This is a genomic window from Kineococcus endophyticus (assembly GCF_040796495.1).
In the GTDB taxonomy this organism is placed as follows: Bacteria; Actinomycetota; Actinomycetes; order Actinomycetales; family Kineococcaceae; genus Kineococcus; species Kineococcus endophyticus.
In genome coordinates this window covers 29,801-47,806 of sequence record NZ_JBFNQN010000020.1, presented here as the reverse complement: position 1 = coordinate 47,806, position 18,006 = coordinate 29,801, and the positions used below count along the sequence as shown (strand labels likewise).

At 74.2% G+C, this 18,006-nt stretch carries 19 protein-coding genes; 12 read left to right on the top strand and 7 right to left on the bottom strand.

Annotation, left to right across the window (positions count from 1 at the left end):
- Positions 1-139 precede the first annotated feature (139 nt).
- From AB1207_RS23085 to AB1207_RS23065, 5 genes are read left to right on the top strand one after another with little or no spacing between them, the layout of a single operon-like run.
- Positions 140-874 (top strand): acetoacetate decarboxylase, encoded by a 735-nt coding sequence (locus tag AB1207_RS23085; RefSeq protein WP_367641049.1) that lies wholly within the window; start codon positions 140-142, stop codon positions 872-874.
- 19 nt (positions 875-893) lie between these two features.
- Complete coding sequence (locus AB1207_RS23080; RefSeq protein WP_367641048.1) at positions 894-1,841, top strand: 3-hydroxyacyl-CoA dehydrogenase NAD-binding domain-containing protein; 948 nt, start codon at positions 894-896, stop codon at positions 1,839-1,841.
- A 39-nt stretch (positions 1,842-1,880) separates the two neighbouring features.
- Positions 1,881-3,077, top strand: coding sequence for an acyl-CoA dehydrogenase family protein (locus tag AB1207_RS23075; RefSeq protein ID WP_367641047.1), 1,197 nt, complete (start codon positions 1,881-1,883; stop codon positions 3,075-3,077).
- Positions 3,078-3,106: 29 nt separating this feature from the next.
- Positions 3,107-4,297, top strand: coding sequence for a CaiB/BaiF CoA transferase family protein (locus AB1207_RS23070; RefSeq protein ID WP_367641046.1), 1,191 nt, complete (start codon positions 3,107-3,109; stop codon positions 4,295-4,297).
- Positions 4,294-5,091, top strand: a complete 798-nt coding sequence (locus AB1207_RS23065; RefSeq protein WP_367641045.1) for a crotonase/enoyl-CoA hydratase family protein — start codon at positions 4,294-4,296, stop codon at positions 5,089-5,091. The genes AB1207_RS23070 and AB1207_RS23065 overlap by 4 nt, the downstream gene beginning before the upstream one ends.
- Positions 5,092-5,104: 13 nt before the next feature.
- Here AB1207_RS23065 and AB1207_RS23060 read toward each other — a convergent pair whose 3' ends face one another.
- From AB1207_RS23060 to AB1207_RS23045, 4 genes are all read right to left on the bottom strand, one after another.
- Positions 5,105-6,013 (bottom strand): LysR family transcriptional regulator, encoded by a 909-nt coding sequence (locus AB1207_RS23060; protein ID WP_367641043.1) that lies wholly within the window; start codon positions 6,011-6,013, stop codon positions 5,105-5,107.
- A complete protein-coding gene (locus AB1207_RS23055) occupies positions 6,010-6,900 on the bottom strand; it encodes a LysR family transcriptional regulator (RefSeq protein WP_367641042.1) in 891 nt (296 codons plus the stop codon). Before AB1207_RS23055 ends, AB1207_RS23060 begins: the two co-directional genes overlap by 4 nt.
- A 59-nt stretch (positions 6,901-6,959) precedes the next feature.
- Positions 6,960-8,048 (bottom strand): tryptophan--tRNA ligase, encoded by a 1,089-nt coding sequence (gene trpS, locus AB1207_RS23050; RefSeq protein ID WP_367641041.1) that lies wholly within the window; start codon positions 8,046-8,048, stop codon positions 6,960-6,962.
- A 139-nt stretch (positions 8,049-8,187) separates the two neighbouring features.
- Positions 8,188-8,709: a GNAT family N-acetyltransferase gene (locus AB1207_RS23045; RefSeq protein ID WP_437179008.1), complete on the bottom strand. Its 522-nt coding sequence runs from the start codon at positions 8,707-8,709 to the stop codon at positions 8,188-8,190.
- Positions 8,710-8,842: 133 nt separating this feature from the next.
- Between AB1207_RS23045 and AB1207_RS23040 the strand changes: the two genes are divergently transcribed.
- From AB1207_RS23040 to AB1207_RS23025, 4 genes are all read left to right on the top strand, one after another.
- On the top strand, positions 8,843-9,679 hold the full coding sequence (locus tag AB1207_RS23040; RefSeq protein ID WP_367641040.1) for an alpha/beta fold hydrolase: 837 nt from the start codon (positions 8,843-8,845) through the stop codon (positions 9,677-9,679).
- 100 nt (positions 9,680-9,779) lie between these two features.
- On the top strand, positions 9,780-10,934 hold the full coding sequence (locus AB1207_RS23035; RefSeq protein ID WP_367641039.1) for a glutathione-independent formaldehyde dehydrogenase: 1,155 nt from the start codon (positions 9,780-9,782) through the stop codon (positions 10,932-10,934).
- A 49-nt stretch (positions 10,935-10,983) separates the two neighbouring features.
- Positions 10,984-11,856: a phosphotransferase enzyme family protein gene (locus tag AB1207_RS23030; RefSeq protein WP_367641038.1), complete on the top strand. Its 873-nt coding sequence runs from the start codon at positions 10,984-10,986 to the stop codon at positions 11,854-11,856.
- 51 nt (positions 11,857-11,907) lie between these two features.
- Positions 11,908-12,606 carry an MgtC/SapB family protein gene (locus AB1207_RS23025; protein WP_367641037.1) on the top strand — a complete coding sequence of 233 codons (699 nt, stop codon included), beginning with the start codon at positions 11,908-11,910 and terminating at the stop codon, positions 12,604-12,606.
- Positions 12,607-12,616: 10 nt separating this feature from the next.
- On the opposite strand, the gene AB1207_RS23020 is transcribed toward AB1207_RS23025, so the two are convergent.
- Together AB1207_RS23020 and AB1207_RS23015 are read right to left on the bottom strand one after the other, a co-directional pair.
- Positions 12,617-13,036 (bottom strand): hypothetical protein, encoded by a 420-nt coding sequence (locus AB1207_RS23020; RefSeq protein ID WP_367641035.1) that lies wholly within the window; start codon positions 13,034-13,036, stop codon positions 12,617-12,619.
- Positions 13,033-13,395 carry a hypothetical protein gene (locus AB1207_RS23015; protein WP_367641034.1) on the bottom strand — a complete coding sequence of 121 codons (363 nt, stop codon included), beginning with the start codon at positions 13,393-13,395 and terminating at the stop codon, positions 13,033-13,035. The genes AB1207_RS23020 and AB1207_RS23015 overlap by 4 nt, the downstream gene beginning before the upstream one ends.
- A gap of 58 nt (positions 13,396-13,453) precedes the next feature.
- On the opposite strand from AB1207_RS23015, the gene AB1207_RS23010 reads away from it, so the two are divergent.
- The gene (locus tag AB1207_RS23010; protein WP_367641033.1) at positions 13,454-14,536 is read left to right on the top strand and encodes an alkene reductase; all 1,083 of its coding nucleotides are present in this window, start codon (positions 13,454-13,456) and stop codon (positions 14,534-14,536) included.
- Between the two features lie 13 nt (positions 14,537-14,549).
- Here AB1207_RS23010 and AB1207_RS23005 read toward each other — a convergent pair whose 3' ends face one another.
- On the bottom strand, positions 14,550-15,575 hold the full coding sequence (locus AB1207_RS23005; protein WP_367641031.1) for a CapA family protein: 1,026 nt from the start codon (positions 15,573-15,575) through the stop codon (positions 14,550-14,552).
- A 71-nt stretch (positions 15,576-15,646) separates the two neighbouring features.
- Here AB1207_RS23005 and AB1207_RS23000 point away from each other — a divergent pair, with 71 nt between their 5' ends.
- Together AB1207_RS23000 and AB1207_RS22995 are read left to right on the top strand one after the other, a co-directional pair.
- On the top strand, positions 15,647-16,459 hold the full coding sequence (locus AB1207_RS23000) for an Fpg/Nei family DNA glycosylase (protein WP_367641030.1): 813 nt from the start codon (positions 15,647-15,649) through the stop codon (positions 16,457-16,459).
- A 189-nt stretch (positions 16,460-16,648) separates the two neighbouring features.
- Positions 16,649-17,995, top strand: a complete 1,347-nt coding sequence (locus AB1207_RS22995) for an amidase (RefSeq protein WP_367641029.1) — start codon at positions 16,649-16,651, stop codon at positions 17,993-17,995.
- The last annotated feature ends 11 nt before the right edge of the window (positions 17,996-18,006 follow it).

Genomic DNA, 18,006 nt, shown 5'->3' with positions numbered 1-18,006 from the left:
GCTGCGCTCCACCTCCTGCCATAGGGAGAACCTCGCGAGGGTGCCGGGAAACGGTCTTTGACCTCTGTCCGGCGCGGGAGTTGCCTGGAGTGGTCGGCCCCCGCCCGGGGGTCGCGCACCGCACCTCGAGGAGGACCCCGTGCGTCTGCAGGACGTCGCCGGGACGACGACCACGCCGCTGGGAGCGCCCGCGTTCCCGGCTCCGCCGTACCGCTTCACCGACCGCGAGTACTTCACCATCACGTACCGCTCCGACCTCGACGCCGTGCGCGCGGTCGTCCCCGAACCGCTGCAGGTCACCGACCCGCTCGTGCGGTTCGAGGTCATGCGCATGCCGGACGTCACCGGTCTGGGGGACTACACCGAGGCCGGGCAGGCCCTGCGGGTCGAGTTCGACGGCGAACCCGGCGAGTACCTGCACACCATGCACGTCGACAACCACCCGGCGATCGCCAGCGGCCGGGAGATGGGGGCCTACCCCAAGGTCTGGGGTTCGCCCCGGCTGCACGTCGACTCCGACACCCTCGTGGGGACCCTCGACCACGGCAGCCTGCCGGTGGCCACGGCGACGATGGGCTACAAGCACGCGCCCCTGGACCGCGCCGCGGCCGAGCGCGAGATCGGCGTCCCCACCTACATGCTCAAGGTGCTGCCCGGGTACGACGGCCGCCCCCGCATCTGCGAACTCGTCCGCACCCGCACCACCGACCTGACGGTGAAGGGCGCCTGGACCGGCCCGGCCCGGCTGCAGCTCTTCGAGCACGCCCTCGCCCCGCTGGCCGACCTGCCCGTGCGCCGGGTCCTGTCCGCCTCGCACGTCCTGACCGACCTCTCGCTGGGACCGGCCGAGCTCGTGCACGACTACCTCGCCTGAGAACCACCGGAGGAGAACCGTGGGAAACCCCACCAGCCGACCCACCCACCGACCCCGCACCACCGTGCTCGGCACCGGCCTCATCGGCACGTCCTGGACCGCCCTGCTGCTGGCCCGGGGCCACCGCGTCACCGTCCACGACCCGCGCCCGGACACCGGGCGGACGCTGCGCGCCGACCTGGCCCGCCTCGTCCCGGGCCTGGCCGACCTGGGCCTGACCCTGGACCCGGACACCGACGACCTCACCGTCGCCGACGACCTCACCACCGCCGTGCGCGGCGCGGACGCGGTGCAGGAGAACGGACCCGAACGCCTCGACCTCAAGCAGCAGCTGTGGGCCGACGTCGAGGCGGCCGCTCCCGCCGACGCCCTGCTGCTGACCTCCACGTCCGCCCTGACGGCGACGGAGGTCTCGACCCGCATGAGCGACCCCGGACGTCTCGTCGTGGGGCACCCCTTCAACCCGCCGCACCTCGTGCCGCTGGTGGAGGTCGTCCCCGGCCGCGACACCTCCCCCGCAACCGTGGACCGCGTCGTGGAGTTCTACACCGCCCTCGGGAAGCACCCCGTCGTGCTGCGCCGGGAGGTTCCGGGGTTCGTCGCGAACAGGTTGCAGTCCGCCCTGTTCCGCGAAGCCGTGCACCTGGTGCGCGAGGGCGTCGTGGACGTCGCCGGTCTCGACGACGTCGTGACGTCCTCGATCGGGCCGCGCTGGGCCGCGGCCGGTCCGTTCCGCTCCTTCCACCTCGGCGGCGGCCCCGGCGGGATGGCCCACTTCCTCACCCACCTCGGGCCCGGCATGGCCGACGGCTGGGAGCACCTGGGCCGCCCCGTCCTCGACGAGGCGACGACCTCCGACCTCGTCGCGCAGAGCGAGCAGGCCACCGACGGGCGCGACGTCGCCGACCTGGCCCGCGAACGCGACACCCGGCAGGCGGCCGTGCTGGCCGCCCTGGCTGAGCAGTGACCGAGCACTGAGACCACCGAAACCCTGGAGAGACCCACCGTGAGTTCCCACAAGAGCCTGGACCCCGGCGCCGTGGCCGGCGACTTCTTCCACGTCGAGGACCTCCTCGACGACGCGGAGAACGCCGTCCTGCAGCGCATCCGCACGTTCCTCGCCGAGGAGGTCGCCCCCCACGCCGACGAGCTGTGGGAGAAGGGCGAGAGCCCCGTGCACCTCGCGCCCCGCATCGCCGAGCTCGGCATCACCGGGCTGCCGGAGGACGAGACCGGCACCGCCGCCCGCAGCGCTCTGCTCAACGGCATCGTCGGGATGGAGATGTCGGCCGTCGACCCCTCGTTCGCGACGTTCTTCGGCGTCCACTCCGGACTGTCGATGGGCTCGATCCGCGTGTGCGGGTCGCAGGAGCAGCGGCGGCGCTGGCTGCCGGCCATGACCCGCTGGGAGAAGGTCGGCGCCTTCGGCCTCACCGAACCCCTCGTGGGGTCCGGGACCGCCGGCGGCCTGACCACCACCGCCCGCCGCGACGGCGAGGGCTGGGTCCTGGACGGGGAGAAGAAGTGGATCGGGAACGGCACCTTCGCCGACCTGGTCGTCGTCTGGGCCCGTGACGTGGCCGACGACTCGGTCAAGGGTTTCGTCGTCGAGAAGGGGCAGGCCGGTTTCAGCGCCTCCGTGCTCGAGGGCAAGATCTCGCTGCGCGGCGTCCAGAACGCCCACCTCGTCCTCGACGGCGTGCGGGTGGAGGAGGGGAACCGCCTGCAGGGGGCGAACTCGTTCCGCGACACCGCCCAGGTGCTCAAGGTCACCCGCGGCGGGGTCGCCTGGAGCGCGACCGGGTGCGCCGTGGGCGCCTACCGCGCGGCCCGCGGCTACGCCGTGCAGCGCGAGCAGTTCGGCAAGCCGATCGCCTCGTTCCAGCTCGTGCAGGACAAGCTGTCGACGATGCTGGGGAACATCACCGCCGCGCAGGCGATGTGCGTCCGGATGGCCCAGCTCACCGAGGCCGGCCGGCTGACCGACGCCCAGGCCGCCCTCGCCAAGATGTTCTGCACCTCGCGCATGCGTGAGACCGTCGCACTGGCCCGCGAGGTGCTGGGCGGCAACGGCATCCTGCTCGAGCACGGCGTCGCGCGGTTCTTCGCCGACGCCGAGGCCCTCTACTCCTACGAGGGCACCCGCGACATGAACTCCCTCATCACCGGCCGCGCGGCCACCGGCATCAGCGCGTTCGTCTGAGGAACCCCACCAGATCGAGGAGCACCACCGTGACCACCCAGAGCACCGCGAACCCCGCCGGCACCCCGAACCTCGAGGGTCTGCGCGTCGTCGACCTGTCCACCGTCATCATGGCCCCGTACGCGTGCCAGCTGCTGGGCGACCTCGGCGCCGACGTCGTGAAGATCGAGTCGCCCACCGGGGACGTCATGCGGTTGCTGCAGCGCCGCGACGAGGAGAGCACCGGCGCCCTGGCGCTGAACCTCAACCGCAACAAGCGCAGCGTCCGGCTGGACCTGAAGTCCCCGGCCGGCAAGCAGGCCGCCCTCGACGTCATCGCGAGCGCCGACGTCCTCGTCACGAACATGCGGCCGCGGGCGCTGGCCAAGCTCGGCCTGTCGTACGAGGACCTCGCCGAGGCCAACCCGCGCCTGGTCTACTGCAACGCGCAGGGTTTCCGCTCCGACTCCGCCGCGGCGGACCTGGCCGCCTACGACGAGGTCGTGCAGGCCGCGTCGGGGATGGTGGACCTCATGCGGCGCGTCACCGGGACCCCGTACTACGTCCCGACCGCGATGGCCGACAAGATCTGCGGCCTGACGATCGTGTACGCGGTGCTGGCGGCGCTGCTGGGCCGCGAGCGCACCGGCCGCGGTCAGCGCGTGGAGGTGCCGATGGCGGACACCATGTTCGCGTTCACGATGGTCGAGCACATCGGCGGCCGCGCCTACGAACCGCAGGCCGGCCCGGTGGGTTTCCCGCGGTCGCTGGAACCCGGGCACGCGGCGCTGCCGACGAAGGACGGCCACGCGTGCATCCTCCCGTACAGCTGGGCGAACGTCGTCGCGTACTTCGACGTCGTCGGCCACCCGGAGGAGGTCGAGGGCTGGGACGCGGTGACGCTGCAGGACCACCTCGGGGACCTGTACGAGGCGGTCGGCCGGTACTCCCGGACGCACACGACGCAGGAGTGGTCGCAGATCTGCGCCGAGCACAGCATCCCGTTCGCCCCCGTCATGGACCTCGACCACGCCGGCGAGCACGACTACTGGTCGCAGGGCGGTCTCCTCGACGTCCAGGAACACCCGCAGGAGGGCGCCTACCGCGTCATCGGCGACCCGGTGCGGTTCTCGGAGTCGCCCAGCGGGGTGCGGCGGCACTCCCCCGCCCTCGGCGCGGACACCGAGGAGGTCATGGCCGAACTGGGCTGGGACTCCGAGCGGCTGGCGGCCCTGCGGTGAGCACCCCCGAGCAGACCACCGAGCAGACCACCGAGGTTCCCGTCCGCGTCGAGGTCACCGGCGGCGTGCTCGTCGCCACCATCGACCGGCCGCGGGCGAAGAACTCCGTCGACGCCGCCACCGCACGGGCGCTGGCCGACGCCCTCGACCGCCTGGAGGACGATCCCGACCTGCGGGTGGGTGTCCTCACGGGAGCGGGCGGGACGTTCTGCGCGGGCATGGACCTCAAGGCGTTCTCGCGCGGTGAGAGCCCCGTCGTGGGCGACCGGGGTTTCGCCGGCGTCAGCCGCGCCCGCCGCACCAAACCCCTCGTCGCCGCCGTGGAGGGGTGGGCCCTGGGCGGGGGCACGGAACTCGCCCTGGCCTGCGACCTCGTCGTGGCCGCCGCCGACGCCCGGTTCGGGCTGCCGGAGGTGACCCGCGGCATCGTCGCGCCCGAGGGCGGGATGCTGCGCCTGCCGAAGGCCCTGCCGCGCGCGGTCGCGGCCGAACTCCTGCTCACGGGCGAACCCCTGCCCGCCGACCGCGCCGAGCGGTACGGCCTCCTCACCCGGCTCACCCCACCCGGCGAGGCCCTCGTCGCCGCGCTCGACCTCGCCCGCCGCATCGCGGCCGGTGCTCCGCTGGCGGTGCGGGCGGTGACCCGCGTCCTGCACGAGGCGCTGGACGTCGAGGAGTCCGAGGGGTTCCGCCGGCAGGACGCCCTGGTCCGCGAGGTGCTCACGTCCGCCGACGCCGCCGAGGGCGCACGCGCGTTCGCGCAGCGCCGCGCGCCCGTCTGGACCGGACGCTGAGACCCGCTGCCGCTCAACGGCAGCGGACCGCCAGCAGGTCCGCGAAGGCCGCCGCGACGGGCCCGGTCCCCTCCCGCCGCCGCACCGTCCCGTAGGGGCTGTGGACGGGCGGGTCCAGGGGGCGGACGACCCCGCCGAGGTCGGCGATGCGGTGGGCGTACCAGTCGCCGACGAGCGCGACCCCGGCACCGGCGAGGACGAGCGGGATGGCGGCGCCGACGCGCGGGGTGCTGACGCGGGCGTGCCACGTGCCGCCGGGGGCGACCTGACCGGCGACCTCCAGGGCGTCGCGGACGGCCCGCCGGGCCGATCCCCCGTGCAGGAGGGCGACGAGGGGGTGCGGGCGCAGGTCGTCGAGGGTGACCGGTCCCGGTGGCAGGTCGGTGCCGGGCGGGAACGCGGCGTGCACCTGCTGCCGGCCGAGTTCGCGCACGACCAGCGCAGGGTGCTCGGGCAGCGGCAGGTGCACGAGCGCGAGGTCGGCGTCCCCGGCCGCGAGCCGGCGCACCAGGGCGTCGTCGTCGCGCGCGTCCTCCACCACGACGTCGACCCCCGGGTGGCGCCGCCGGAACTCGCCCACCGCCGCGGCCAGCGGGTCCGCGGCGACCGAGGCGTGGGCCACGAGGCGCAGGGTCCCGGCCCGCACGGCCACGACGTCGGCGACGGCCGCGCGCCCAGCACCGGCCCGGTCCAGCACGGCCCGGGCCACGGGCACCAGCGCCCGCCCGGCCGCCGTCGGGACCGTCCCCCGCGGCGTCCGCTCGAACAGGTCCCGCCCGGTGCGCCGCTCCAGGACGCGGACCGCCTGTGAGAGCGAGGGTTGCGCCACGAACAACGTCGCCGCGGCCGCGGTGATCCCGCCCTCGTCGACGACGGCGAGGAAGAACCGCGCGTCGCGCTCGGTCTCGAAGGGCGACGTCACGGCCGCGCCGTCCGCAGCAGGGCCGCGACGACGGGGGAGGCCGGCCCGTGGTGGACGAGGCCCACCTCCAGGCGCAGCGGCGGGTCCAGCCGGCGCACCACGGCCCCCTGCTGCGCCGCCCAGCGGCACGCCGCCCCCGCCGTGAACGCGACCCCCGCGCCGGCCAGGACGAGCGGGACGACGGCCTCGCGGTGCACCGTGCGGACCGCGACCCGCCAGCCCCCACCACTCGGGCCCCCTCCGGACACCCGGGCGCGCACGACCTCCCGCCACCGGCTGCCGGGGACGTCGACCACGTCGCACGGGCCGAGCCGGTCGAGGGCGAGCGGGTCGGGCAGGTCCTCCGCCCCCGGCGGCAGCACGAGGTGGAGCTCCTGCGACCCCAGGGACAGGACCTCGGTACGACGCCGGTGCGGGCCGTCGAGGGGCTGGTCGAGCGGCAGGTACGTCAGGGCCACCTCGGCGCGCCCGTCGGCGAGGTGGCGCGGCACCTCCTCGGCGTCGTCGGGCACGTCGAAGCGCACGCGGACGTCGGGGTGGGCCCGGCGGAACCTGCCCAGCAACGCGGCCCCCGGGTCGACGGCCAGGACCGGGTCCGCGACGAGGTCGAGGTCGCCGCGGAGCCGCTCGCTGCCTGCGGGGTCCGCGACGACGTCGGCCGACAGGGCCCGCAGCGTGGCCCGCGCGTGCGGCGCGAAGGCGACCCCCGCTCCCGTCGGCACGGTCCCGTGCGGGAGCCGGTGCACGAGCTCGGCCCCCACGTCGCGTTCGAGGGCCGTGAGGGACTGGGCGAGGCTCGCGGGCGCCGTCCCGGTGGCCGCGGCCGCCCGCGCCAGGCTGCCGTGCTCGAGCACGGCGAGGAACTGCTGGAGCTGGCGGCGGGTCACGGCGGCACCGTGCCACGGGACGACCCCCGCGCGCACGGAGGAGGCCGTCCGGGCGCTCCTCACGCCCCGGTGGCGGCCAGGACCCGCGCCAGCGTCCGCCCCGCCTCGGCGTTCGCCCGCCGGGCGCCCGCGGCGAGCACGGCCCGCAGGTGGTCCTCCTCGCCCGCGAGCTCCCGGCGCCGCCGGCGCAGGGGACGCAGGTGCTCGTTGACGGCGTCGGTGACGACGGCCTTGAGACGCGCCGCACCGCCGTCGCCGACCTCCTCGGCCAGGGCCTCCGGTGTGGTGCCCGAGCACAGCGCACCCGTCAGCAGGAGGTTCGCGACCTCGGGGCGGCGGGCCGGCTCGTAGGTGATGCGTCGCTCCCCGTCCGTCGTCGCCGACCGGACCAGCCGGGCCGTCTCGTCCTCCCCGGCGCGCAAGGCGATCGCGTTGCCGCCGCTCTTGCTCATCTTCCGGCCGTCGGTCCCCAGGAGCAGGGGCGCCGCCGACAGCAGCGCCTCCGGTTCGGTCAGCAGGGGTCCTCCTGCCCCGTACCGGTCGTTGAACCGCCGGGCGACCGTCCGCGCCACCTCCAGGTGCGGCAGCTGGTCCTGCCCCACGGGGACGAGGTTCGCACCGCAGGACAGGACGTCGGCGGCCTGGTGGACGGGGTAGGTGAGCAGCAGACCGCTGACGCCCCGGCGAGCCCCGCGTTCCCGGGCGGCGGCCGCCTCGGCCCGCACCGTGGGGTTGCGCTGCAGTTCCGCGACCGTGACGAGCGCCAGGAACGGCAGCAGGAGTTCGTTGAGGGCCGGGACGGCGCTGTGCACGAACACGGGAGCGCCGCCGGCCTCCGTCCTCGTCGCCTGTTCCAGCCCGGCAGCCAGGTTGTCGAGCAGGACCTCGCGGACGTTCCCGCGGACGTCACCGGGATCGTCGCGGTCGGTGCTGACCTGCAGGTCGGCGATGACCACGAACACCTCGACCCCGCTGCGCTGCAGCGCGACGCGGTTGGCCAGGGTTCCCAGCAGGTGGCCGAGGTGGAGGGGGCCGGTCGGGCGGTCGCCGGTCACGACGCGGAACCGGCCGGGATCGGCGTGCACCTGCGCGTGCAGTTCCGCGCTGCGGCGCAGGGCGTTCTCGAGGGAGGTGGAGGGGTGGGACACGGGGTGCTCCTGGAGGTGGTGGACGCCGCCCACCGCCCGGCCCCGGGACGTCGCACTGCCCGGAGCCGCCGTGGGCGGCTGGGGACAGGTGGTCGTCGCAGCCGCTGCTACAGCGGCTGCCACCCGGTGCGCGGGATCGTCAGCACCCCTCGACGGTACCCACGGCCGGCCGCCCCGTCGAGGAGATTCCGGGTCCGGGGTCGCGGCGGAGGAACACGTCGACGGGGTCCTCGTGGTCGAGGACGAAACCGTGCCGCTCGTACAGGCGGCGGGCGTCGCTGCCCCGCAGGACGTCGAGGCGCAGGAGGGTCCCCGTGCGGTCCGCCTGCCCCGTGACGGCCCGCAGGACGCGCGTGCCCAGACCCCGGCCCTGCAGCGAGGGGTCGAGGTAGAAGTGCTCGAGCCACACCCCGTCGTCCGCCGGACGCAGGGCGAGGGACCCCACCGTGCCGTCCGGGCCGGCGAGGACGCGGGTGCGCTCGGGCGACCAGGAGGACAGGAACCTCTGCCGGACCCGGACGTCGTCGTACCTGTCCAGACGTTCCAGGCTCGGCCGCAGGACGACGGCGCGCAGCTCGGCGATCGCCGCGCCGTCCTCGGTCCTGGCGGGCCCCCAGGTGGCGGGCGGGTCGGACGGCAGAGCGGGGAAGACGGCGCGCACGGGGCCAGCCAACCAGACCGCGTTCCGTGCACGACCGCAGGTTTCAGCGCGCGGACCCGCCACCGCCTTCGTAGCGTCGACCCCGGCGACGGGGAGACCCGCACTGACCGCCCACCCATCTGGAGGAACCAGGATGACCGAGGTCACGGCCCACCACGGACTGTTCAAGGACACGAACCTGCACGTCGACGACACCGGGGGGAGCGGTCGTCCCGTCGTGCTGATCCACGGCTGGCCGCTGTCCGGCGCGTCGTGGTCGGAGCAGGTCCCGGCCCTGGCCGCCGCGGGGTACCGCGTCGTCACCTACGACCGGCGCGGTTTCGGCCGCAGCGACAAGACCCGCAGCGGCTACGACTACGACACCCTGGCCGAGGACCTGCACGCCCTCCTGGAGCAGCTCGACCTGCGCGACGTCACCCTCGTCGGCTTCTCGATGGGCGGCGGCGAGGTGGCGCGGTACGTGAGCAACCACGGCACCGGACGCCTGCACAGCGTCGTCTTCGCCGCGGCCGTGCCGCCCTACATGGCCAAGACCGACGACAACCCGCAGGGGCCGTTGACGAAGGAGCTCGCGGACGAGATGGAGGCCGGCCTGAAGGCCGACGAGGACTCCTTCTACGACGGGTTCGTCACGAACTTCTTCTCCGTCGACGGCGTCCTGAAGGTCACCGAGGCCCAGCGCCAGGATGCGATCGCGTTGACGAAGCAGGCCGACCACACGGCGGCGCTGAAGGCGATGGAGTCCTTCGGCACGACCGACTTCCGCGGGGACCTGCCGAAGGTCACGGTGCCGACCCTGGTCATCCACGGCGACTCCGACGCGGTCGTCCCGCTCGAGGGTTCCGGCGCCCTCACCCACGTCGCGGTTCCGGGCAGCCGGCTGCACGTCGTGGCCGGTGCCCCCCACGGTTTCAACGTCAGCCACGCCGAGGAGTTCAACCGCGTCCTCCTCGAGTTCCTGGCGTCCTGACCACCAGCACCACCACCACAGCTCCAGCAGCGGGGCGTCACCCGGAACGGCCGAGGTGGCGCCCCGTTGTCGCGACCACCACCCACCTGAGGAGAAACCCGTGAAGGCACTGGTCTACAACGGCGCGTTCGACGTCTCGGTGCAGGACGTCCCCGACGCCCGCATCGAGCAGCCGACCGACGCGGTCGTCCGCATCACGTCGACGAACATCTGCGGTTCGGACCTGCACATGTACGAGGGCCGCACCGACATGGAGACCGGGCGCGTGCTCGGTCACGAGAACATGGGGATCGTCGAGGCCGTCGGCGCCGGCGTCGACCGCCTGAAGGTCGGCGACCGCGTCAGCCTCCCCTTCAACATCGGCTGCGGTTCCTGCGAGAACTGCGTCGCCGGCAAGACCGGGTTCTGCCTGCGGGCCAACCAGGCCGGGACGGCGGGCGCGGCCTTCGGCTTCGCGGCGATGGGGGACTACGCCGGGGGTCAGGCGGAGTTCCTGCGGGTGCCGTGGGCGGACTTCAACGCCCTCGTGCTGCCCGAGGGCACCGAGAAGGAACTCGACTACACGATGCTGTCGGACATCTTCCCCACCGGCTGGCACGGGGTGGAGCTGTCCGGGTTCCAGCCCGGTGACTCCGTCGTCGTGTGGGGTGCGGGACCGGTCGGCCTGATGGCCGCCCACTCCGCCCGCATCCGCGGCGCCGCCGAGGTGTTCGTCGTCGACCGCCAGCCGGACCGCCTCGCCCTGGTCCGCAAGGCCGGGGCCACGCCGGTCGACTTCTCCGCCGGTGACCCCGTGGAGCAGATCATGGACGCGACGGGCGGCCGAGGCGTCGACCGCGGCGTCGAGGCCATCGGCTACCAGGCGCACGACGCCTCCGGGAACGAGGACGCGTCCATGGTCCTCAACCAGCTCGTCCAGGTCGTCAAGGCCACGGGCGGGATCGGCGTCGTCGGCGTGTACCTGCCGCAGGACCCCGGCGCGAAGGACGAGCTGTCGAAGCAGGGCAAGATCGCCTTCGACTACGGCACGTTCTGGTTCAAGGGCCAGTCGATGGGCACCGGACAGTGCAACGTCAAGGCGTACAACGTGAAGCTGCGGAACCTCATCACGGCGGGCGTGGCGACGCCGAGCTTCATCGTCAGCCACGAGCTCGACCTCACCGAGGCGGCCTCGGCGTACGGGACGTTCGACCGGCGCGAGGACGGCTGGACCAAGGTCGTCCTGCACCCGGGAGAGCTCGCCACCGCTCACTGACCCCGGAACCCCGTGGTCGGCGGGGCACCCCGGCGCCTACCGTGCCGGGGTGCTGACCGTCGACGACGTCCGCGGGCTCGTGGCCCGGCGCTGGGCCGTGGGTCCCGTCGAGGTCGCACCGCTGCCCGGCGGAATGAACTCTGAGACGTGGACGGTGACCGGTCCTGGCGGCCGCTGGGTCGCCAAGGCCGTCGACGCGGCAGGCGAGGCAGGGTTCGTCCGAGGGCTGAGCGCCGCGCAGGCCGTGGACGCGGCGGGGATCCCGGCTGGTGCGCCCGAACCCACGCGCGACGGCGACCTGCGCACCGGGACGCTCGCGCTGCTGCGGTGGGTCGGGGGCTCTCCCCTGTCGGGGGACGACGACCACGAGCAGGCGGTCATGGGCGCCACGCTCGGCCAGGCCCACCGGGCCCTCGTGCTCCCGGGTCCCGAGCACGGTTTCCCGGCGTGGGTCGACCCCGACGCGGCGCACCTCGACGTCGAACCCTGGGTGCGCCCGGCGGTGCGCGCCGCCCTCGTCCGGTACGCCGACCTCGCCGCCACCGGGGAACCGCTCACGTGCGGCGTGCTCCACGGCGACCCCGAACCGGGCGCGTTCCTCGTTCTCGGGGACGTCTGCGGTCTCATCGACTGGTCCAGCGCGGAACCAGGCCCGCTCCTCTACGACCTCGCGAGCGCCGCGTTCTACCTCGGCGGTCCCGACCGCGCCCCGGCGCTCGTCGACGCCTACCTCGCCACCGGGGCCCTCACGCGGGCCGAGGTCGAGCGCGGTCTCGACGTCCTCCACGAGCTGCGCTGGGCGGTGCAGGCGGACTACTTCGCACGCCGGGTCGTCACCGACGACCGGACGGGGATCGACGACCCTCGGGAGAACACGAAGGGGCTGCACGACGCCCGGGAGTTCTTCCGCCGCACACGCTGACCGGCCGGTCCCCTCTGGCCGCCCCAACGCGCGCCTGGCATCGTCGCGGCCATGTGGTTCGGCGAGGACACCGGTCAGGGGTGGTTGCAGGTCGGCGAGCTGGGCCTCGCCTTCGGGCTGTCGGCGCTCATCGGCTTCGAGCGCGAGGTGCGGCAGAAGTCGGCCGGGCTGCGCACCCACACGATCGTCGGGCTCGGTGCGGCGCTGTTCCTGCTCGTCAGCAAGTACGGCTTCACCGACGTCCTGGCGACCGGGCGCATCGAGCTCGACCCGTCGCGCGTGGCGGCGCAGGTCGCCTCGGGGCTCGGGTTCCTCGGCGCGGGCGTCATCTTCGTCCGCCGCGACGCCGTACGTGGGCTGACGACGGCCGCGACGATCTGGCTCACGGCGGCGGTGGGGATGTCGGCCGCGGCCGGGCTGCCGCTGCTCGCCGTGCTGTGCACGCTGGGCCACTTCCTCGTGCTCTACGGCCTGACCCCGCTCGCGCAGCGACTGGCCCGGCGGGCCCCGAGCGAGCAGGCCGTGTCGTGCACCTACCTCGACGGACGCGGGGTGCTGCGCGACGTCATGGCGCACTGCACGCGCGCCGGGTGGGCGGTGACGGCCCTGGAGACGACGGTGGTCCCGGGCGCCCACGCCGTGCGCGTCGACCTGTCCGTGCAGGGTCGCGGGTCGGCGACCGCGCTGGCGGCCGGCCTCGGCGAGCTGCCCGGTGTCACCGAGGTGCACACGGGCACGCCCGCGTCGTGAGCGGGCGCCCTCAGACCGCTCGGTGGGCGGCGCGCGACTCCCGCCGCAGGTAGACGAGGCCCAGCACCGGCAGCACGAGCGGGATGAACCCGTAGCCCGCGCCGTACCCGGACCACACCGTCGCGCGGGGGAAGGCCTCGGCGTCGGCGAGGCTGAGCGACCCGACGGTCAGCACGCCGAGGAGCTCGACGCTGCACGCGATCCACGCCACCCGCCGCCAGCGCGGACCGGACCGACCCAGGCCGACCGTCGCCAGCACGTAGACGACCCCGGCGAACGCCGAGAGCACGTACGCCAGCGGCGCCTCGTGGAAGTCGGTGGCGATCTGGACGCTCGCGCGCGAGACGGCCGCGATGGCGAAGACGGCGTACAGCGCGACGAGCACGCGCCCCAGCCCGGTCGTCCGGCGCGCCGCGCCCGGGGCGCTCACCGGGTCACCGCGAAGAGCAGGAACGCGCGGTAGGCGATGACGACGACGGCGAAGCAGGCCACCGCGAGCACGAGCGTGCTGGGCCGCGAGCGGTCGGCCAGGGCCCAGAAGGTGCCGGCCGGCAGGATGAACGGCGCCACGACGAGGTAGGCGATCGACGTCGCTAGCTCGACCGGCCGCGTGCCGGTGGCCAGGGCCGCGAAGCCGTCGACGACGGTGACGAGGACGGACAGCTCGACCACCGCGAGCGCGGTCAGCAGGGCCCGGCCGACGCGCCGGTCACGGGCGACGGTGACCACCGCCCAGACGCTCCCCACCAGGCACAGCGCGCAGGTGATGGCGACGAGGACCCCGGACACGAGGGTGAACTCTACGGGGGCGGGAAGACGGACCGTGGTCCGGTTGTTGCAGCTGCACATGGATCTGTTCTCGTCTGTCGCCGTGGGCGACCTCACCCTGCCCAACCGCCTCGTGATGGCCCCCCTGACGCGCACCCGCGCGGGCGCCGAGGGCATCCCCAACGAGCTGCTCGTGGAGCACTACTCCCAGCGCGCCAGCGTGGGTCTCATCGTCTCCGAGGGCACCTACCCGAGCCACGAGTCCCGCTCCTACCCCGGCCAGCCCGGGCTCGTCACCGACGAGCAACAGGAGGGGTGGCGCAAGGTCGCCGAGGGCGTGCACGCCGCCGGCGGTCGCATCGTCGTCCAGGTCATGCACGGGGGCCGCGTCTCGCACACCGACATCACCGGCACCGACCGCATCGTCGCCCCCAGCGCGATCGCCGTCTCCGGCGAGGCGCACACGCCGCTGGGCAAGAAGCCGTACCCCGTCCCGCACGCGCTGACCGCCACCGAGGTCGACGACGTCGTCGCCGACTTCGTGGCCGCGTCGCGCCGCGCCGTGGACGCCGGGATCGACGGCGTGGAGATCCACAGCGCCAACGGCTACCTGCTGCACGAGTTCCTCGCGCCGGGCGCCAACCAGCGCACCGACGAGTACGGCGGGTCCCCCGAGAACCGTGCGCGGCTGACCGTGCGCGTCGCGCAGGCCGTGGCCGCCGAGATCGGGGCCGGCCGCGTCGGCGTCCGGATCTCCCCCGCGCACAACATCCAGGACGCGTGGGAGAAGGACCCGGCCGACGTCGAGGCGACCTACACGCACCTCGTCGAGCAGCTCCAGCCGCTCGGCCTGGCCTACCTGAGCGTCCTGCACGCCGAGCCCGCCGGGGAGTTCGTCCAGGGTCTGCGCAAGCGCTTCGGCGGTCCGCTCATGGTGAACACCGGGTTCGCGCAGGTGACGACCCGCGAGGAGGCCACCGGCTACCTCGCCGACGGTGTCGCGGACGTCGTGGCGGTCGGCCGCGCCGTCATGGCGAACCCGGACCTGCTCGCCCGCTGGCAGGGTGGTCACCCCGAGAACGCGCTCGACGCGTCCACGTCCTACGGGACGGGCCCGGAGGGGTACACCGACTACCCGTTCCTCCCGGAGACGCGCGCCTGAGACCAGGCCACTCTCACGACGCCGCGAGGTCGGTGCAGGACCGCAGGGACTCCTTGTGCTGCACCGCCTCGTCGGCGTCGTCCCCGCTCAGCGGGACGGGCACGCCGGAGCGGATCGTCGCGGGGACCCACCGCGCCGCCGACACCCCGCCCGTCCCGGGCAGCGTGAGTTCCAGGACACCGGTCTCCACGGCCGCCGCCTTCTTGGCGTAGAAGACGAAGTTCCCCAGGCCGTAGTCGACGAACCCCTTGCGGCCCCCCGCCTCGAGGAACCCCTGCCCGAGCTGCACGTGGGCGTGCGAGCCGACGACGGCGTCCGCGCCGGCCGCGACGAGGTCGTGGGCGAGTCCCTGCTGGGCGTCGGTCGGGCAGTCCTGCTGCTCCCTGCCCCAGTGCAGGACCACCACGACCGAGTCGCTGCGGGACCGCTCGGCCTCGACCGCCGCCACCAGTCGCGCCGCTCCCGCCGTGCTCTGCACCGACGCCAGCCCCGGTTGCGCGTCCGTCGCCGTCCAGGCCTTCGCGAGCGAGGAGTCGAGGACCTGGGTCGCGTCGAACACCGCGATCCGGTTGTCCTTCAGCGTGACCCGGTGCGGGGCGAACGCGCCGTCGGCGTCCTCCCCGAGCCCGATGACCGGCAGGCCCTTGTCCTTCCCGGCCGCGAGCGTGTCGGTCAACCCGGTGCGGCCGTAGTCGAGGCTGTGGTTGTTCGCCATCGCCGCGACGTCGACGCCCGCGTCCTTCAGCGCCCCCAGCGCCGCCGCGGGCGCCCGGAACGTGTACTGCTTGCCCGCCGCGCTCCCTCGCTCGGTGATGGCCGTCTCCACGTTGACGACGGTCAGGTCGGCCCGCGACAGGACCGGCGTGATGGCGTCCAGCCCACCGGGTTCCAGGGCCTTCTCGCTCGTGCCGTCGAAGTGGACGTCACCGGCGACCGCGATCGTCACGGGCTGCGGCGTGGGCGCCTCCGGTTCGTCGCTCCCGCACCCGGCGGCCACGAGGCCCGTCGCCACCAGCACCGCACCCCACCGCTTCCGCACCCCGGCACTCTAGGTGCCCGTCCGCTCGCCGTCGGGGAGCGCGAGCGCGACGGCTCGGTTACGTTCCGCGGGTGCCTGAACTCCCCGAGGTCGAATCGGCCCGCCAGGTCGTCGAGGCGGGCGGTCTGCACCGCGAGATCGCGGACGTCGACGACACCGACACCTACGAGTGCCGCCCCCACCAGCCCGGCGACCTGCGGACGGCCCTCGTCGGGCGATCGCTCACCGCGGCGCACCGGCAGGGCAAGTCGATGTGGTGCGACACCTCCGGCGACGGCCCGGCGCTCGGCATCCACCTCGGCATGAGCGGGCGCATCGTCATCACGTCCCCCGAGGGCGAGCGGGTCGTCGGCGGCGACTACGAGGGCACCCCGAAGGTGCCGCGCGTGGCGAAGGACGAGTGGTACCGCTTCACCCTGACGTTCGCCGACGGCGGCACCCTGCGCCTGCTCGACAAGCGGCGGCTCGGCCGGGTGCGCCTCGACCCGGACCTGTCCGCCCTGGGCCCGGACGCCGAGCACGTCGGGCGCGAGGAGTTCCGCGAACGCGTCGGCAAGGGCACGGCCCCGCTGAAGGCGCGGCTGCTCGACCAGTCCGTCGTCGCGGGCATCGGGAACCTCCTGGCCGACGAGGTGCTGTGGCGGGCGAAGCTCGACCCGCGTCGCCCGGCGGGGGAACTGCGGACCTCCGAGCTCGACGAACTGCGCCGGCAGTTGCGGGCCGGGATCCGGCACGCGGTGAAGCACGGCGGCGTCCACACGGGGGAGGTCATCCCGCACCGGGCGTCCGGTGAGCACTGCCCGCGCTGCGGCGCACCGATGGTGCGGGCGACCGTCGGCGGACGGACGACGTGGTGGTGCTCGCAGGAGCAGGGCACGCTCTAGCCGCACGTCCAGCGCGGTCGCGCCGGACCCGATCCGTGCCGTCAGCGGCAAGAGATCCGCCTCCACGAGCAACTCGGTAGCCGCTCAGGGACGCACACTCCTTCCCACGAACCCCGGGGAGGACCGTTGCAACCCATCACGACCGCCACCGATCTGGCGGCTGCCATCCGTTCCCGACAGGTCAGTCCGGTGGAGGTGGCCGAGTACTACCTGGACCGCGTCGACCGGCTCGACGGCGACGTCAACGCGATCGTCTGGCGCGACGACGCGCAGTTCCTGGAGCAGGCGCGGATCGCCGAGAAGCAGGTGGCCGAGGGCGGCGACCTGCCCCCGTTCCACGGAGTGCCGGTCCCCGTCAAGGAACTCACCACCGCTGCAGGACAGCCGAACACCCGTGGTTCGCTGGGTTTCAGCGACCGCGTGCAGACCGAGGACGACCTCTGCATCGGCCTGCTCCGACGGGCCGGCGCCCTGTTCATGGGCCGTTCCAACAGCCCCGAGCTGGGACCCATGTCGGTCTCGGACAACCGCCGGTACGGCAGGACGGCCAACCCGTGGGACCTCTCGCGCACGGCGGGAGGTTCCTCCGGTGGCGCCGCGGCCGCCGTGGCCGCGGGCCTCGCCCCGGCCGCGCAGGCCTCCGACGGCGGCGGTTCCATCCGGATGCCCTCGTCGTGCTGCGGCACGGTGGGGCTCAAACCCTCCCGTGGGCGGGTGCCGCAACTCGTCGGTGCGTGGAACCACGGGGTGACCGACGGCATGATCACCCGCTCGGTGCTCGACGCCGCGGCCTTCCTCGACGTGCTCAGCCCGACGGACCCACTGGCGTGGTACTCCGCTCCCCAGCCGGTGCGGCCCTTCGCCGAGGAGGTGGGCCGCGACCAGGCGCCCCTGCGCATCGGCCTGCTCACCGACGCGCCCACCGGGCTGCCGGTGGACCCCGAGTGCGTCGCCGCCGCCCAGCGGCTGGCCACCGAACTCGAGCGCCTCGGGCACGTCGTCGTGCCCGCGACCCTGCGCGGGTACTCCGAACCCGCTGTCCGGGGCTACCTCGACGTGATCGTCAACGCGTCGCTGCTGGCGCTGCCCTACGACGACCCGACGGTGGCCGAGCCGTACCTCCAGCACCGCATGGCGCTGGGCCGGCAGCGGCACGCCGGGGAGTACGCCGCCGTCGACGCCCTGCTGCAGATCGAGACCCGCGCGGTCAACGCGCAGTGGGGCCGGGACTGGGACGTGCTGCTCACCCCGACCATGGCCACCGTCGCCCCGCCCCTCGGCACCGTGCTGGAGGAGGCCAACGCCGACCCCAGCGGCCCGCGGGTGGTGGAGAACCAGATGATCTCGTTCACCTCCTTCGTGAACATCGCAGGCCTGCCCGCGATCAGCCTTCCCGTGCACCGCACCGCCGGAGGAGTTCCCGTCGGCGCCCAGCTGGTGGGTGGCCCCTTCGACGAGGCCACCCTCGTGCGGCTGGCCGCCGCCGTCGAACCCGCCGTCGGGTGGACGACGTCCATCCCACCCGCCTTCGCCTGACCCCCGACCTC